The 17,627-nt window shown below is 58.4% G+C and carries 14 protein-coding genes; 5 read left to right on the plus strand and 9 right to left on the minus strand.

The window, feature by feature from the left end:
- Positions 1-5 precede the first annotated feature (5 nt).
- Positions 6-233, minus strand: coding sequence for a hypothetical protein (locus AC2A6O_RS17960; RefSeq protein WP_498929112.1), 228 nt, complete (start codon positions 231-233; stop codon positions 6-8).
- 200 nt (positions 234-433) lie between these two features.
- On the opposite strand from AC2A6O_RS17960, the gene aroQ reads away from it, so the two are divergent.
- On the plus strand, positions 434-877 hold the full coding sequence (gene aroQ / locus AC2A6O_RS17965) for a type II 3-dehydroquinate dehydratase (RefSeq protein WP_498929114.1): 444 nt from the start codon (positions 434-436) through the stop codon (positions 875-877).
- A gap of 147 nt (positions 878-1,024) precedes the next feature.
- Here the strand turns inward: aroQ and AC2A6O_RS17970 are convergent, their stop codons facing one another.
- The 8 genes from AC2A6O_RS17970 to urtA form a co-directional block, all read right to left on the minus strand.
- Positions 1,025-1,765 (minus strand): sugar transferase, encoded by a 741-nt coding sequence (locus tag AC2A6O_RS17970; protein ID WP_498929116.1) that lies wholly within the window; start codon positions 1,763-1,765, stop codon positions 1,025-1,027.
- Between the two features lie 279 nt (positions 1,766-2,044).
- The gene (locus AC2A6O_RS17975; RefSeq protein ID WP_148584803.1) at positions 2,045-3,352 is read right to left on the minus strand and encodes a UDP-glucose dehydrogenase family protein; all 1,308 of its coding nucleotides are present in this window, start codon (positions 3,350-3,352) and stop codon (positions 2,045-2,047) included.
- Positions 3,353-3,676: 324 nt separating this feature from the next.
- Entirely contained in the window at positions 3,677-4,963 is a 1,287-nt protein-coding gene (locus AC2A6O_RS17980) for an ArgE/DapE family deacylase (protein WP_498929118.1), read from the minus strand.
- A 183-nt stretch (positions 4,964-5,146) separates the two neighbouring features.
- Positions 5,147-5,842, minus strand: coding sequence for an urea ABC transporter ATP-binding subunit UrtE (gene urtE, locus AC2A6O_RS17985; protein ID WP_498929120.1), 696 nt, complete (start codon positions 5,840-5,842; stop codon positions 5,147-5,149).
- Between the two features lie 107 nt (positions 5,843-5,949).
- Positions 5,950-6,696: an urea ABC transporter ATP-binding protein UrtD gene (urtD, locus tag AC2A6O_RS17990; RefSeq protein WP_148584798.1), complete on the minus strand. Its 747-nt coding sequence runs from the start codon at positions 6,694-6,696 to the stop codon at positions 5,950-5,952.
- Between the two features lie 4 nt (positions 6,697-6,700).
- A complete protein-coding gene (gene urtC, locus AC2A6O_RS17995; protein ID WP_498929122.1) occupies positions 6,701-7,939 on the minus strand; it encodes an urea ABC transporter permease subunit UrtC in 1,239 nt (412 codons plus the stop codon).
- Positions 7,936-9,558 carry an urea ABC transporter permease subunit UrtB gene (gene urtB, locus AC2A6O_RS18000; protein WP_498929124.1) on the minus strand — a complete coding sequence of 541 codons (1,623 nt, stop codon included), beginning with the start codon at positions 9,556-9,558 and terminating at the stop codon, positions 7,936-7,938. The genes urtC and urtB overlap by 4 nt, the downstream gene beginning before the upstream one ends.
- A gap of 243 nt (positions 9,559-9,801) precedes the next feature.
- The gene (gene urtA, locus AC2A6O_RS18005; RefSeq protein WP_148584793.1) at positions 9,802-11,088 is read right to left on the minus strand and encodes an urea ABC transporter substrate-binding protein; all 1,287 of its coding nucleotides are present in this window, start codon (positions 11,086-11,088) and stop codon (positions 9,802-9,804) included.
- Between the two features lie 578 nt (positions 11,089-11,666).
- On the opposite strand from urtA, the gene AC2A6O_RS18010 reads away from it, so the two are divergent.
- From AC2A6O_RS18010 to AC2A6O_RS18025, 4 genes are all read left to right on the plus strand, one after another.
- Entirely contained in the window at positions 11,667-12,185 is a 519-nt protein-coding gene (locus AC2A6O_RS18010; RefSeq protein ID WP_498929126.1) for an RICIN domain-containing protein, read from the plus strand.
- A 174-nt stretch (positions 12,186-12,359) separates the two neighbouring features.
- The gene (locus AC2A6O_RS18015; RefSeq protein WP_498929128.1) at positions 12,360-15,749 is read left to right on the plus strand and encodes a hybrid sensor histidine kinase/response regulator; all 3,390 of its coding nucleotides are present in this window, start codon (positions 12,360-12,362) and stop codon (positions 15,747-15,749) included.
- Positions 15,739-16,653, plus strand: a complete 915-nt coding sequence (locus AC2A6O_RS18020) for a response regulator (RefSeq protein WP_498929130.1) — start codon at positions 15,739-15,741, stop codon at positions 16,651-16,653. The genes AC2A6O_RS18015 and AC2A6O_RS18020 overlap by 11 nt, the downstream gene beginning before the upstream one ends.
- Positions 16,654-16,852: 199 nt before the next feature.
- Entirely contained in the window at positions 16,853-17,575 is a 723-nt protein-coding gene (locus tag AC2A6O_RS18025) for a FadR/GntR family transcriptional regulator (protein ID WP_162530051.1), read from the plus strand.
- Positions 17,576-17,627: the final 52 nt, after the last annotated feature.

Genomic DNA, 17,627 nt, shown 5'->3' on the forward strand with positions numbered 1-17,627 from the left:
ATTCGTCAGGCGGCTGATTGTGCCGCGGCGCGCGTGTCTGTTGCCGGATAAGATGCAGCACCTTGCGAATTGGAGGCTTCTGCTGCCTCGGCAAACTGTGCAAGCACGTCTAGATCAACCGTGTAGTGGTCGAGCAGAAACTGCGAAAGAACATCGATAGGCAGGTGATGATAACCTTCGATGGCGGCCATCAAAGCTTCAAGTGTGTCCAGCCGTTCACGGAGTTTGATCATGATTACCCGATGCGCCGATTTTTTTCTCACACTGGAGTTTTATGGTTAATAAAGCGTAAAGTGAATCGTTGCAAGAACGCGCGCTCGCGGTATCACCTCCCTTAGTACCCGTCCACAATCTTTTGCCGGAAATCTTCGATTTTCTTGGTAAAAGTGACCAGTGCACGGCAAGTTGTCTGTGAAGTTCCAGGGAAAACTCAATGGCAAAAATCATTTATGTTCTGAACGGCCCGAATCTCAATCTTCTCGGCAAGCGGCAACCCGAGATCTATGGGGCTCAGACGCTGGACGACGTTCAGGCAATGTGCGAAGCGGCAGCGAAGCCGGCTGGCCTCCGGATCGTGTTCCGTCAGAGCAATGCAGAGCATGAGTTGATCGACTGGATCCACGAGGCGCGGGAAGCTGCGGCTGGCATCATCATCAATCCGGCAGCCTATACTCACACGTCGATTGCAATTCTGGATGCGCTCAATGCCTGCAGTTGTCCGGTGATCGAGGTTCATATCTCGAACATCCACAAGCGGGAAAGCTTCCGGCATCATTCATATGTTTCCGCCCGGGCCGACGCGGTCATCGCAGGCTGCGGTGTAGAAGGCTACCTCTTGGCCCTTCAACGGATGGTGACACTGTGCGCCAACGGGTAAGCCGGGGCTGCTGACAGTGGACGAAGACTTTGGGCTTTGCTGAAGCTTGGCGCACACCGAAAATAATGGGTGCCGGGTTCTGGAAAAAGATGTTCGTCAATAATGTAGGGAAGCATGCCGCACGAAGGCAAATGATCGCGACCTGCTTCAGGAACCAGTTGCGCTGAAGAATTCCTTCACGATGGTCGTAGCGAGGATCTTGACGTCCAGGGCGACCGACTGGCGCTCGACATAGGCAAGATCGTAGGCCAGACGCATACGGGCCGCGTAGGGGTCTTTGGTCTCACCGCGAAAGCCGTTGACCTGAGCCAGGCCGGTGATGCCCGGCAGAACCGTGTGACGGTCCATGTATCTGGGATGGAAATCTTCATAGGGCTTTCCAGCTGCCAGCATGCCAGGCACATGCGGCCGTGGGCCGACCAGAGACATTTCACCCCGCAACACGTTGATCAATTGCGGCAGCTCGTCGAAATTACTCTTCCGAAGCAAGGAGCCGATCTGCGTGACGCGCGGATCATTGGCAACCGTTTGCGAAATTCCGGTGCTGTCGCACTGATCTTCATACATCGTGCGGAACTTGAGCACGGCAAATTTCTTGCCGTTCAATCCGTAGCGCCACTGGCGGAAAAACACCGGTCCGCGGCTCGTCAATTTTATTGCAACCGCGCATACAACAAATAGGGGAAAAAGCAGCAAAACACCGGTTCCAGCCCCGATCAGGTCAATGCATTTCTTCAATACGGTGTGCAGAGCACCACGTGACCTTCGGCCCCGGTTCGGCATGGTGATCCGGTCGGTGGGAAGATAGCCCCAAGGCACCAGGCCGCCAAATTTGAGAGCGTCGCGGCGGTGACCATCTGCGTCGTAAGATACTGTTTCGTCTGCCAAGATATGCCAGCCTCAACCTGATTTACGAGACCACTTAAAGTGCTTCAGCATCCTAACTGGAGGCAGTTGCAATCGCTATTGTATCGTTAATATGTGGTTAATAAGATCAGGAAAATTGTTGTCCATTAAGGGTTTGGTTACCATAGTGACGCGACGTGAGCAACGTGCAAACGTCAAAAATGATATGAAATTAATTTAATTTTTAAAATTTCGAACGCCGGACTGTTGTCAGCCCGGCGTTCTTATCGATTAAAAAATGTCAGTGGTAAAAATACCCGCTTAATAGCTGCGTCCGACGCTGGTGTATTCGAAGCCGCGGGTTTCCATATAATCCGGTTTGTAGATGTTTCTGAGGTCTACCACCTTGGGTGACGCAACCAGAGATTTAACTCGATCTAGGTCAAGCGCACGGAACTGATCCCACTCCGTGACGATTACAACCACGTCAGCATTTTCGATGGCGTGATAGGGGCCATCACAGAACATGACGCCCGACATAACCTTCTCGGCCTCTTCCATGCTGGCCGGGTCATAGGCCCGTATCTTGGCACCGGCTTCCTGCAGTTTCGCGACGATATCGATGCTCGGGGCTTCACGCATGTCGTCCGTGTTGGGCTTGAAGGCGAGGCCGAGCAGCGCAATGGTCTTGCCGCTGACATCACCGCCCATGAATTCAATGACCTTGTCGGCCATTTTCTTCTTGCGGGCTGCATTCACCTCAATAACGGAATCGACGATCTTCAGATCCGATTGGGCGCCGGCGGCGATCCTGGACAGTGCGAGTGTGTCCTTGGGAAAGCAGGACCCGCCGTAACCAGGACCAGCGTGAAGAAACTTGCCGCCAATGCGGTTATCGAGGCCGATGCCGCGCGACACTTCCTGAACGTTGGCACCAACCTTCTCGCACAGATCCGCAATTTCGTTGATGAAGGTGATCTTGACCGCCAGAAAGGCGTTCGCCGCGTACTTGGTGAGCTCGGACGTGCGGCGGCGGGTCACGATGATCGGCGTTTCATTGAGGTAAAGCGGGCGGTAGAGCTCCTGCATCACTTCAATAGCGCGATCGTCCTCCGTGCCGACAACGACTCGGTCCGGACGTTTGAAGTCGTTGATTGCAGCGCCTTCGCGCAGGAACTCCGGGTTGGAAACGACGGCGAAATCCGCATCTGGATTCGTCTTGCGAATAATCGCTTCCACTTCGTCACCCGTGCCGACCGGAACGGTCGATTTGGTAACGACAACGGTGAAGCCCTCTATAAGACGCGCGATTTCCTCTGACGCTGCATAAACGTACGACAGGTCGGCATGGCCGTCACCGCGCCGGGTGGGCGTTCCAACGGCAATGAAAACAGCATCCGCACCGCGGATCGCCTCTTCCGGATCCGTGGTGAAGAAAAGACGTTCTTCGGCAACGTTCTTGGCAACAAGATCTTGTAGGCCGGGTTCGTAGATCGGGATCTGTCCGTTGTTCAGTGCATCGATCTTGCTTGCATCCTTGTCGATGCAGGTCACGACATGACCGAAATCAGCAAAACAGGTTCCAGACACCAGACCGACATAGCCGGTCCCAATCATTGCAACACGCATATTAAAATATCCTGCTTCTGGGTGGTCTTCAGGCGTTGGTCAATCACCGTAAGCCCGCTAGGTGCTGCTCGAATTACATGGATGGGCAGCAAAAGACCAGATCGTTGAAATCGTGTGGTTTGAAATTTTGAAAATCAGCTCCGTAAACACTTTTAAACAAGACTCGACAAGGCGTCTGCAATTGCCCGATCGCGTCTCAAGCGCGCAGCTTAGTGGAATGAAGCAAAAAACGGGAGCATTTTCTGGGCCCAAGGGGTCACGGGGCGCTCAACACAAGATCCCCCTGCGCGATGAGGGGGCAAAAATAGGTACCCATTCGCCAGTCTACTTTGGTGTGATGCCGCACCACGCGGCGGTGAACAGGGCAATCGTCTTGGTGACTCTTTTCAGCGACGGCAGATTGACGCATTCGTCTATGCCGTGAATGTTTTTCGTCAGCGGGCCATAGGTGAGGGCGGGAATGCCGCAATGGTTCATGTAGAGCGCGGCATCCAGATAACAGGCCATGATCGACCGTTTGAGAGCAGTGCCGGATGTGGTCCTGTGAGCTTCTGCGAGCGTGTTTTCGGCGTCGCTGCCTTCGGGGAGCCGGTATCCTGCCTGGCAGGTTCCTGTCCATTCCAGCTTCGGATTGGCTTTTTCAAGCCGGTGGTCCCTCGCACCAAGCGTCTTCAGCATGTCCTCCAGGCTGGCCATCCGGTCTTGTGGGGCATCGCCAGGATAAAATCCGATCCGGCCTTCAAAGGTGCATTCGAACGGGATTGACGACTGCCATTCGCCGCCGTTGATGGTGCCGATGTTGAGGCTCGCCGGATTGCGCAGACCGTCGAAGCCGGGATGCCCGGCCTTTTCCTCGTTCCAGCGGGCTTCCAGCGCCTTCAGTTCGTTGATGACGAGGAAAGCCGCTTCAATGGCACTCAGGCCGGACTCCGGCTCGCGGGGGTGGGCCGGGACGCCCTGAACCGCAATCTGGAACTTGATCACACCGGAGTTTGCAAAGATGACGTCTTCATCCGTCGGCTCGGGAATGAGCACGGCGTCAGCTGTCGCACCGCGCAGGATCGCAGCGGCAGTGCCGTTGCCGGTCACCTCTTCATCAATGACGGACTGGACCTCGAGAGGCCCTTGCAAACTGAAGCCGGCGGCCTCGATGGCGTCGGTGGCAAAAAGATTGGCCGCAAGGCCTGCCTTCATGTCACCGGCCCCCCGCCCGAAAAGCCAGTCGCCCTCGCGTACGGCCGCGAAGGGCGGGTGGGTCCAGCAGGCCGGGTTGGCGGTGGGAACGACATCGACATGGGCATTCAGGATCAGCGAACGTCCATTCGTAGCCGGCGTCTTGCGGCCGCTGACATTGAACGTGTCCTTGTAATCGATGGTGGCAGGAGAATAGGCCGGATGGGACTGAAGCGAAGCCACATCGACAGGATAGGTCTCGACTTCATAGTCACGGCTGCGAAGCGCGTCGGCGACGATACTCTGAACACCGGCCTCTTCGCCGCGCAGGGACTGGGCGCGAACAATCTCCTGCAGGAAGGCAATCTCGTTCTCGAAGGCCGTGTCGACAGCAGCTGTGATTGCGGAAACGGCTTCTTTTGAAAGTGGTTGTGACATGACGGTCCGGCTGAGTGAGTGAAGAGGCAGGCAATTTGCCTGCACCCTATCAACTGCGCGCCGCGCGTCAAATCGGCCGTGACCGACGTCGACCAGGTCTCCTATTCGAAGCACACCGGAGAAGCAGCGTGCCAAAGACTGGAAAAAGCAGGGGGGGAGCGGGCGTGAAAAGCGCACCCGGCTTTATACCGTCAGATACCGCCGGACCTCGCTTTCCGACAGATCCGCCCCGGTGCCGGAAAGCACCACTTCACCGCGATCCATCACGGCATAATCATCCGCCAGATCACGCGCAAACTCGAAGTATTGTTCGACCAGCACAATGGCCATGGTGCCCTGATCGCGCAGCCAGGAAATGGCCCGGCCGATATCCTTGATGATGGAAGGCTGGATGCCTTCCGTCGGCTCGTCCAGGACCAGAAGCTTCGGGCGGGTGACAAGGGCCCGGGCAATGGCAAGCTGTTGCTGCTGCCCGCCGGACAGGTCACCGCCCCGGCGGGACAGCATGTCGTTCAGCACCGGGAAAAGCTCGAAGATCGTGTCGGGAATGAACCGGTCCTTGCGCGGGATCGGAGCGTAGCCAGTCTCCAGGTTTTCCTTCACCGACAGAAGGGGAAAGATCTCGCGTCCCTGCGGCACGATGGCAATGCCCTTCTTGGCGCGGGCGTGGGCGGCTAACGAGGAGATATCCTCGCCGTCCCACAGGATCTTGCCGGCGCTGATGCCGTGTTGCCCGGCAACCGCGCGCAAGGTGGAGGTCTTGCCAACGCCATTGCGTCCCATAAGGCAGGTTACCTTGCCGGTCTCGGCCTTCAGTGAAACCTTCTTCAGCGCCTGGGCGGCGCCATAGTGAAGATCGATGTTTTCAACTTGCAGCATGGGCTGCCTTCCCTTTGCTGATCTCAATACGGCTGGAGCACTTTGCTTCGTTAGCTTCCGTCATCGATGCGGCACCAACCGAAACGACAACGGACAAAGACTAGCCCTCATCGTCCGAGATAAACTTCCACGACACGTTCGTTGGCTGAGACATGGTCGAGGGAACCCTCAGCCAGGACGGAGCCTTCATGCAGAACAGTGACTTTGACGCCCAGGGAGCGCACAAACACCATGTCGTGTTCGACCACGACGACCGAGTGATCATTGGCGATATCCTTCAGGAGTTCAGCGGTTTCAGCGGTTTCTGCATCCGTCATGCCGGCGGCAGGTTCGTCTACGAGAAGGAGCTTCGGGTCCTGTGCCAGCAGCATGCCGATTTCCAGCCATTGCTTCTGGCCGTGGCTCAGGTTGGCTGCAAGCTCGTTCCTCTTGGAACCGAGCCGGATCAGGTCGAGCAGATGGTCGACCTGTTTCTTTTCAGCTCCGGAAATGACGTGGAACAGGGTCGCGAACGGCCCACGCGGCGCTTTCAGTGCCAGTTCCAGGTTGTCCCAGACGGTGTGGCTTTCAAAGACGGTGGGTTTTTGAAATTTGCGACCGATGCCAAGCTCGGCGATCGAGGCTTCATCCTCCCCCGTCAGGTCGACCGTTCCGTTGAAAAACACCTCGCCGCTGTCCGGCCGGGTTTTGCCGGTTATGACGTCCATCATCGTGGTCTTGCCGGCACCATTGGGGCCGATGATGGCCCGCATTTCGCCAGGGGCAATCGTCAACGACAATTCGTTCAGCGCCTTGAAGCCGTCGAAGGAGACCGACACGCCGTCGAGATAAAGAAGACTGGAAGATCGTGCCATTGCTTTACTCCGCGGGTTGGGGCTCGGCATCCGCCGGCAGGGTCGAAGAGGATGTCTTCGGGCTGACATTGGCCGGTGCGGCGGGCGACTGCGGTGCCTGGCTTGGTGGCTCATCCGACCCTGCCTCGTAATCTTCGGAGATCTTGCGTTGCCGCAAGGCTGTCCAGCCCTGGGAAACGATGCCGACGATGCCTTTCGGCAGGAACAGGGTCACGACCACGAAGAGGCCACCAAGAGCAAACAGCCAGATATCGGGCAGGGCGGCGGTGAACCAGGTTTTGGCGAAGTTGACCAGCACAGCGCCGAGCACGGCGCCAACCAGTGTTCCGCGTCCGCCAACGGCGACCCAGATCACCACCTCGATGGAGTTCGCGGGCGCAAATTCACCCGGGTTGATAATCCCGACCTGCGGCACATAAAGCGCACCGGCAATACCGGCCATCATGGCGGACAGGGTCCATACGAACAGCTTGTAGTGTTCCACACGATAGCCCAGGAAGCGCGTCCGGCTTTCTGCGTCGCGCACAGCCACGAGCACCTTGCCGAGTTTCGATCGGGTAATCGAACGGCAGATGAGGAAACACAGGACCAGTGCCAGGCCTGAGGCTGCAAACAGGCCGGCACGGGTCGTGTCGGCTTGAATATCGAAGCCGAGAATGTCCTTGAAATCGGTCAGGCCGTTGTTGCCGCCGAAGCCCATGTCATTGCGGAAAAAGGCAAGCAGCAGCGCATAGGTGAGGGCCTGGGTGATGATCGACAGGTAGACGCCGGTCACGCGGGAGCGGAAGGCGAACCAGCCGAAGACGAAGGCCAGCACGCCCGGCACCAGCAGCACCATAAGCGCTGCAAACCAGAACATGTCGAAGCCGTACCAGTACCAGGGCAATTCACCCCAGTTCAGGAACACCATGAAATCCGGCAGGATCGGGTCGCCGTAGACGCCACGGGTGCCGATCTGGCGCATCAGATACATGCCCATGGCATAGCCGCCGAGCGCGAAGAAGGCTGCGTGACCGAGCGAGAGAATGCCGCAATAGCCCCACACCAGATCCACTGCCAGCGCCAGCAGGGCGTAGGTCAGGTATTTGCCCATCAGCGTGACCGCGTAGTTCGGCACGTGAAAGGTGGACCCCTCAGGCAGGAGCAGATTGCAGGCAGGCACCAGGACAATCACGGCTGCCATGATGGCGAGGAAGATCCCCGCTCGGGCATCCATGGCGCGAAAGAGAAAGGAGGACATCATGCTTCAACTGCCCGGCCCTTGAGGGCGAACAGCCCCCTTGGACGCTTCTGGATAAAGAGAATGATAAAGACGAGCACGAAGATCTTGCCGAGCACGGCTCCTGCATAGGGTTCGAGGAACTTGTTGACCACGCCAAGCGTCATGGCGCCCACCAGCGTGCCCCACAGGTTGCCGACACCGCCGAAGACCACGACCATGAAACTGTCGATGATGTAGCCCTGACCCAGGTTCGGCGAGACGTTGTCGATCTGCGACAGCGCTACACCGGCGATCCCGGCAATGCCGGACCCGAGCCCGAAGGTGAGGGCGTCGATCCACGGTGTCCGGATGCCCATGGAGGCCGCCATGCGCCGGTTTTGCGTCACGGCACGGGTGTAGAGCCCGAACGGGGTTTTCTTCAGGACCAGCATCAATCCGGCGAAAACCAGCATCGCGAAGACGATGATCCACATGCGGTTATAGGTGATCGTCATCTGGCCGATCTCGAAGGCGCCGGACATCCAGTCCGGATTGCCGACTTCCCGGTTGGTCGGGCCGAAGATCGAGCGCACCGCCTGCTGCAACACCAGCGAGATGCCCCAGGTCGCAAGCAGCGTTTCCAGGGGGCGACCGTACAGCCAGCGGATGACGCCGCGCTCGATGGCAACGCCCACCAGTCCCGAGGTGAGGAAGGCAAGCGGCAGGGCGATGAAAAGAGAATATTCGAACAGGCCGGGCGCCGAGGAGCGAATGAACTCCTGAACAACGAAGGTGACGTAGGCCCCGATCATCACCATCTCGCCATGCGCCATGTTGATGACGCCCATGACACCGAAGGTGATGGCAAGGCCGATGGCGGCGAGCAGGAGGACCGAGCCAAGAGACAGGCCGTACCAGATGTTCTGCGCGGCATCCCAGGCCGCGATGGATTTCTCGATCTTGGTGATTTCCGTCGTCGCCGCTTCGCGCAAGGCGCCTTCGGATGAGGATTGCACGGCTATCAGACGCGACAGTGCATCACGATTGCCCATTGTGCCCAGTGTCGAGACCGCCTGAAGTTTTGCTGCCTCGTCCATGTCTGAATTCAGGACCGCCGCAGCCCGGGCTTCTTCCATCTTCTTGCGCACGCCGTCGTCCGCTTCAGCGGCAATGGCGGCATCCAGCGCCTCGATACCGTCCGGGTCTTTCGCCTTGAAAATGGCTTCCGCTGCCGCCATCCGCACCGCCGGATCGGGCGCCATCAGGGTCAGGGACCCGAGAGCGGACCGGATCACCCGGCGCAGGCTGTTGTTGACCTTGATCTTCTTGATCTCGCGCTTGGAAGCTTCACCGGCTGTTTCCATGGTCAGCGGATCAATCAAGGTGTAGGCCTTGCCGGCCTTCTTGATGATAAAGACCTCGCCATCGGCCTTGCGCGCGTAAAGGTCGCCGTCACTCAGCGCTTCGAGGACCGGTGCGACCTGTGGGTCGCCGGTCGCGACCAGCGCGCCGATCTGCTTTTCCGTCTCTGAATATTTGCCCTTGGCCAGTTCGTTGATCAGCGGACGGAGCGTCGCAGCATCACTTTGGGCCAGAGCCGGCGTGGCGAGGAGACTGGCAGCGAGGCTGAGGAGCAGTAGGAAGGATCTCATCAAGGACATCGTGTCCACCGGTGTTTTGAGCTTTCACCTGACGACCTCATCCTGAGGAGCCGCAGTGCGGCGTCTCGAAGGATGGGCCACTTGCTTCCGGGTTTGCCACCCACCTTTCGAGATGGACCTTGTGGTCCTCCGCAGGAGGAGGGGAGAGCTGGGAACTTGTCTCCAGGCAAACCTTTCCGGTTCGAAAACCGGGGGAAGAAGGGGACGGGTCTCGTAAGACCCGTCCGATTTCCGTGTCCTCCCTTAAGACCCGGAGCCGCCGCACTTTCCGGTGACGGTGTTGAAATTGCCGCAGGAGAGCGGTGCGCGCCAATCGGAGATCAGGTCCTTGGAGCCTTCCAGATAGTCGGACCAGGCATCGCCAACGACGAGACCGGAGGTTTCCCAGACGGTTTCAAACTGGCCGTCGTCCTGGATTTCACCGATCAGCACCGGTTTGGTGATGTGGTGGTTCGGCATCATCGCGGAGTAGCCGCCGGTCAGGTTCGGAACGGAAACGCCGACGATTGCATCGATCACTGCGTCAGGATCCGTGGTACCGGCCTTTTCGACAGCCTCGACCCACATGTTGAAGCCGATGAAATGAGCTTCCATGGGGTCGTTGGTCACGCGATTGTCGTCGCCGATGTAGGCGTGCCATGCGTCGATGAACTCTGCGTTGGCTTCGGTGTCGGCGGACTGGAAGTAGTTCCAGGCGGCAAGGTGGCCGACGAGCGGGGCCGTGTCGAGACCGGCCAGTTCTTCTTCACCCACGGAGAAGGCGACCACAGGGATGTCTTCTGCCTTGATGCCCGCGTTGCCCAGTTCCTTGTAGAAGGGAACGTTGGCATCGCCGTTGATGGTGGAAACAACGGCGGTTTTCTTGCCGGCCGAGCCGAAGGTCTTGATGTCGGACACGATCGTCTGCCAGTCGGAGTGACCGAACGGCGTGTAGTTGATCATGATGTCTTCGTCGGCAACACCCTTGGACTTCAGGTAGGCTTCCAGGATCTTGTTGGTTGTGCGCGGATAGACATAATCGGTGCCTGCCAGAACCCAGCGCTCGACGCCTTCTTCGTTCATCAGGTAATCGACAGCCGGAATGGCCTGCTGGTTCGGTGCAGCGCCCGTGTAGAAGACGTTGCGCTGGGATTCTTCGCCTTCGTACTGAACCGGATAGAACAGCAGCGAGTTGAGTTCTTCAAAGACCGGCAGAACGGACTTGCGCGAAACGGACGTCCAGCAACCGAAGACGGCATCGACGCCGTTCACTTCGATCAGCTCGCGCGCTTTTTCAGCAAACAGCGGCCAGTCGGAAGCCGGGTCGACGACAACAGCTTCGAGTTTCTTGCCCAGGAGGCCGCCCTTCTTGTTCTGCTCTTCGATGAGCATCAGCATGGCGTCCTTGAGGGTCGTTTCGGAGATGGCCATCGTTCCAGACAGCGAGTGCAGGATGCCGACCTTGATGGTGTCATCCTCCGCAAACGCGCCACCTGCAATGGTGGAAGCCATCAGGCCTGCGAGTGCGAGTTTGGCAAATGTCTTTTTCATGTGATTTTCCCCTTGGTCACGGCACCGGTTCCCGGCCGGTGCAAGGCGGGCCCCGGAAGGAGCGGCGCCGTCGGGGATGGATCGTGCGCCGGAAACGCCGCACTGCAACATACGTCGTTTGACGTAACTCCCGACCCACAGGGACCTGATCGAGCCTGAGTCGCGTGTATTGGCACGCAGTTCGATTGAGATCTGATTCAGCGGTCCGAACAGGAAACGCCTCCGCCTTGAGCGGTCTTTCGGGACATCACCTCGCTCCGAAACAGCCTGTTCGTTGCAGTAGGCGTGTCAGGGCTGCATCCAGGAGAATTCGTCAGGCACCCGTGATGAAAATACGTGCAGAGGGGCCTCATGCAGTGCCCTTGTTGAATGAATTCCGGTCAACTTCTTTGGTGTTTGCGCGATCCGGAATCCTTATGTGGTAGTTGCTGGTAAATTCTGATAGGAAATTTGAATGCCTGGTGCGTGCCGGGGTAAGTATATTGTCGAAAAATACATGCGCGTCAGATGAAAATCTTCAATTTAATATTTTTGGGTGACACGAAATGCTTTGGGTAAAGTCACGATTTCAGAAGGTTGTGCTGGGTTTGATTCTTGGAGGGATTCTGGGTTTCGGAACGTTCGGATCGGCTGCCCTCGCACAATCGGTTGATCCTCAATATTACTATCGCCTCACCACCCAGTTTCGTGGTGACGACATGTGTCTCGATGTCTTCAACGGCGGCGCGAAGAACAACATGACCCACCTTGCCAGGTGTGCCGATCTCTCCGGTCAGTACTGGCGTTTCCAGCCTGCCGGGGACGGATACTACAAGCTGACAACGATGTTCCGGGGGGCAAACATGTGCCTGGACGTTTTCAACGGCGGGGCGCGAAACAATCAGGTGCATCTTACACAATGCGCCGACTACTCCGGCCAGTTTTGGAAAGTAACACGTCAGGGCGGTTGGAGCAGACTGACAACGCAGTTCCGGGGCGCATCCATGTGTCTGGATGTCTTCAATGGCGGTGCCAACAACAACATGCCGCACCTCACCAACTGTGCCAACCTCTCAGGCCAGTATTGGAACCTGTCCAGAACCGGCAAGCGGATATAGTCGCAGACAAGGCAATTGTTCCCTGGGGCCGGAAATGTGCAGATTGTATTTCCGGCACAATTGTTGCTGTTCTGCAATTGTCGGTTGGAATGCGGTTGAGTTGGGCTTCAGCCTTGTTGCTTTGCGGGTATTGTGCTTGAAAAACGGTCGATTGCTTAATGAAGAGGCAGTGGCATGAGAGCCCGCCAGCGCATCTTGCCTGTTCGTCGTCAGTACAACAAATGGGTCAACAACCAGACGCTTGAGGACTACGCGCTGCGCTTCACCGCAAAGAGCGCGCGCCGTTTCTCCTCTCGGGCAATCTCTCAGACTGCCATCGGCGCGATCTCTTTCCTGGCGCTGGAAGCCATCGGCGGGGCGATCACCTTGTCCCATGGAACGGCCAATGCCTTCCTGGCCATTCTGGTTGGCAGCCTTGTTCTGTTGATCGTTGGCCTGCCGATCAGCCGCTATGCCATGCGCTACGGCGTGGATATCGATCTGCTGACCCGCGGTGCCGGGTTCGGCTACATAGGGTCGACAGTCACGTCGCTGATCTATGCCAGTTTCACCTTCATACTCTTTGCGATTGAAGCTTCCATCATGTCGAGCGCGCTGGAGTTTGCCTTCGGCGTGCCGTTGTGGCTGGGCTATGTCGTCAGCGCAGTCGCGGTCATTCCGCTGGTCACCCACGGCATTACCTGGATCAGCCGCTTTCAGCTCGCGACCCAGCCTTTCTGGATCATCCTGAACATCCTGCCGTTCGTCTTCATTGCCTTCACCGACTGGCAGGCCGTCGGCGAGTGGCTGACGTTTTCCGGCATTGACCCGGTCACACAGGCCCCGCGCACCACAGTGGGCGGCTGGGACAGTATCAATCTGGTCAGCTTCGGTGCGGCGTCTGCCGTCATCCTGGCCTTGATGGCCCAGATCGGTGAACAGGTGGATTTTCTCCGGTTTCTGCCTGCGCAGGATTTTGCCCGGCGCAGGCACAGGCTCGCCCTGTTTCTGGCCGGGCCCGGCTGGGTCGTTCTCGGCGCTCCCAAGATGATTGCCGGGTCGTTTCTGGCGGTGCTTGTGCTGTCCCACGGTGTTCCGGTTCAGCATGCCGACGAACCGTCGCGCATGTACGCAATTGCTTTTGGCTACGTGATCCCGAACGAAACAGTGGTCCTTCTGCTGATGGCAGCTTTCGTGGTGGTGGCGCAGCTCAAGATCAACGTGATGAACGCCTATGCCGGGTCGCTCGCATGGTCCAACTTCTTCTCGCGCCTCACCCATTCCCATCCGGGGCGGGTTGTCTGGCTGGTCTTCAATGTCGGCATCGCCCTGCTGCTGATGGAACTCGGCATCTACCGGCTGCTGGAGGAAACCCTCGGCGTTTTTTCCATCATTGCAATGGCCTGGCTGTCGGCCATTTCGGCGGATCTCTTCATCAACAAGCCACTTGGGCTGTCGCCTCCCGGCATCGAATTCAAGCGCGCGCATCTTTATGACATCAACCCCGTCGGCACCGGCGCCATGCTTCTGGCCGCGGGTCTTGCTCTTGCGGCGCACTTTGGCGAGTTCGGCGAGACTGCCGAGGCTCTGGCCACCTTCCTTGCCATGGCCATCGCCTTTATGGCCGCGCCCCTGATCGCCTATGCGACCAGGGGACGGTTCTATCTCGCCCGCAAACCGCGCCAGAGCTGGCAGTCGAAGGAACACATTGCCTGCTCGATCTGCGAAAACCCGTTTGAACCGGAAGACATGGCCTATTGCCCGGCCTATCAGTCTCCAATCTGTTCGCTGTGCTGTTCTCTCGACGCGCGCTGTCACGACAGCTGCAAACCGAAGGCGCGGTTGTCCTATCAGGTCGGCACCGTCGCGGGGCGTGTTCTGCCGGAAAAGGCAATGGCGTTCCTGCAATCCCGGCTGGGGCGCTACGCGCTCATCTCCGTCCTGTCGAATGCGGCAATCGGTCTGGTGCTCTGGATCATCTACGCCCAGGCGGAGAACCGTCTGGGAGACCCGACCGGAATTATCGGTCAGACGGTTCTGCTGATCTTCTTCGTCTTCGCCATTGTCGTCGGCATTGCCTGCTGGTTTCTGGTGTTGGCCCACGACACGCGCCGGGTCGCCGAAGAAGAATCCATGCGCCAGAACGCGCTGCTCCAAAAGGAAATCGATGCCCACAGCGTCACCGATGCAGCCCTGCAGAAGGCGAAGGAAGATGCAGAGGCGGCCAACCTTGCCAAGAGCCGTTATGTGGTTGGTCTCAGTCATGAACTCAGAACCCCGCTGAACGCGGTCATGGGCTATGCGCAGGTGCTGGAGCACGATGACAGCGTGCCGGAAGCCCGCAAGCCTGCCGTCAGCACGATCCGGCGCAGCGCCGAGCATCTGTCGGGGCTGATCGATGGTCTTCTGGATATCTCGCGCATCGAAGCCGGAAGGTTGCAGATCTATTCCAACGAGATCAACATTCACGAGTTTCTGGATCAGATTGTCGACATGTTCCGCATGCAGGCCTCGGCCAAGGGGCTCGGCTTCAGCTATGCCCGTGCGCCCAACCTGCCGGTCTTTGTGCGAACCGATGAAAAGCGCCTGCGGCAGATCCTGGTCAATCTTCTGTCCAACGCGATCAAGTTCACCACCAAAGGCACCGTTTCGCTTGCCGTCAGCTACCGTTCGCAAGTGGCCTGCTTTGTCGTGTCGGACAGTGGACCGGGCATCGCGCTTGATGAGCAGGTCAAGATTTTTGAACCATTCGGCCGCAGCAAGGCCGCGGACGGTGCCAAGACGCCGGGACTGGGGCTCGGGCTGACCATCACCAAGCTTCTGACGGAAACCATGGGCGGGGCTATCGCGCTGTCCAGCGAACCGGGCGAGGGGGCTTCCTTCGAAGTGCGCCTGATGCTCGCGGCTGTCGACAGGCCCGTCGATACCATCCGCCTGGAAAGACAGGTGCGAGGCTATAAGGGCGAGCGGAAAACGGTTGCCGTGATCGACGACAACCCGGATCACCGGTCTCTTGTCTGCGATATCCTGAAACCCATCGGATTCGCCGTTGTCGAAGCGGAGACGGGCCGGGCCTGCCTTGAGACCGTAGAACCGCTTCGGCCGGATCTCTACCTGATCGATATCCTGATGCCGGGAATGAACGGTTGGGAGCTTGCCGAGGAGCTGCGGGACAGAGGCGCGACCGCGCCGATCATCATGCTGTCCGCCAACATCGGTGACAAGGCTCTGCGCCCGGACGGACCGGCGCATCATTCGGCCACGCTTGCCAAGCCGTTCGCCATCGGCCAGCTTTACGACCTGCTGCAAAAACACATGGGGATTGTGTGGACCGAACTGCCGGTCGAACGCACCCGGGAACCTGCCAGAAAGGATCCCCTGAAATCGCCAGGTGCCGATCACGTCGCCGATCTGCTCTCGCTTGCCGAGATCGGTTATGTGGAAGGCATCGAGGCCAAGCTGAACGAGTTGGCGCAAACGCCGGAAAATCTGCCCCTGATCGATGCATTGAATGTCCATCTCGCCCGGTTCGATTTCGATGCTTACAAAAACGTCTTGAGTGAATTGGAAACACATGACGGATGATCGTCGCGATACGGTTCTTGTGGTCGACGACAGCCCGGAAACGCTCGGCTTCGTCACCGAAGCCCTGAAAAAGACCGGGGTGGCCGTTCTGGTGGCGACCAGCGGCGAGACCGCGCTCAACATCTGCAACAAGGTGACGCCGGACACGATCCTGATGGATGCGGTCATGCCCGGTCTCGACGGTTTTGAAACCTGCCGTCAGATCAAGGAAAACCCGGCGCTTCAGCATGTGCCGGTTATCTTCATGACCGGGCTGTCCGAGACGGAGCATGTGGTAAAGGCGCTGGAATCGGGCGGCGTCGATTTCCTTACCAAACCGATCGACGTCGATGAGCTCAAGGCGCGGATCAAGGTGCACCTGAAGAATGCCCGTTCGGTTCAAAGCGCCCATGTGGCGCTGGACGCTGCCGGCCGGCATCTGGTGGCGGTATCGCAGGAAGGGACGGTCCTGTGGTCGACACCGCAGATCCACAATCTGCTGGCAAAGACAGGTGCTGCCGAAACCAGTCTTTTCCGTTTGGGTCAGGCGCTGGGGGACTGGCTGGATGGCCAGCAGTCTTCAGGAGAGCGGCGCAAGAGTTTCATGCTCGGCTTGTCTGAAAACCTTGCGGTGCAGCTTCACCCGCTTGGCCGCGTCGGTCCGGATGAGAACCTGTTCCGCGTGACTGCGGAAGATGAAGCCGGTCAGGTTCAGGCGCTTCAGGGCAGCTTTGAACTGACACAGCGCGAGGCGGAAGTTCTGATCTGGATCGCCAAGGGCAAGTCCAACAAGGATATCGGCGAAATTCTGGGCCTGTCGCCGCGCACGGTGAACAAGCATCTGGAGCAGATCTTCGTCAAACTTGGCGTCGAGAACCGGGCTTCCGCAGCTGTGCGTGCGGCCGAGGTCATCTACGCGCTTTAGGACCTGGAAAGCGCGTGCGTTCGGCAGGCTTCTCCGTAATCGCATAAGCCCGGCGTTCTTCAAACAATGAGAATGGCAGCTTTCTGCCGTTTGAAACCGTAATGCCGATTGGCTCGACAAGCGCCCAAGCTTGTCTTATGGATGCATTAAGCCGCTTAATAACATGAAGAACGCTGCGGCAATGCAAGGAGAAACAGGCATGGTGGAGTCTCGGGAAGTGCGCCGGTCGTCGCTGTTGCCTGACCGCATTGCCGCGGACATCATGGCAAAGATACAAGACGGCGAACTGATGCCCGGCGATCTCTTGCCCACCGAACACGCCCTTGCCGGAACATTTGGTGTCAGCCGCAACGTGGTGCGCGAAGCCATCGCCCGGCTTCGCTCCGATGGTATCATTGAATCGCGCCAGGGCCGTGGAGCCGTGGTCAAGCCCGTTTCGGAACGCGAAACCTTCCGTGTCGACATCAGATCGCTCGAAAAATCGGGCAATCTGGCAGATCTCTTCGAATTGCGCGGGCTTCTGGAAATCGAGGCTGCGGGCCTTGCCGCCTTGCGCCGGAATGCGGAGGATCTTGCGGAGATGCGCGCGGCAGTCGCCGTGCTTGAGGGGCACAAGCAGTTCAACGAACAGCGGCTGGAAGCTGATGCGGTGTTTCACCGGGCAATCGGCAAGGCTGCCGGCAATTCCTATCTCTTTACGATCATCTGCTACATTTCCTCGCGCTTGAAGGAAACCACGCGGGCTACGTCGGAGAGCTACGCCAAGGGCGATCTGGTCGAGATCACCCAGAAAGAGCACAGCAGAGTGCTTGCGGCAATCGAAGCAGGCGACAGGACATCCGCCCGCGAAGCCATGGCAACGCACCTTCAAGGCGCGGCTTCCCGCCTCAATGTCCAGGTCAAGCTGGGGACAAGCGTTTAGGGCCTCGCCCCATGAAGAACGACGGAGTGGCATGAAGCGGGCAGGCGCGCGC

Source organism: Labrenzia sp. ATLA3 (assembly GCF_057180185.1).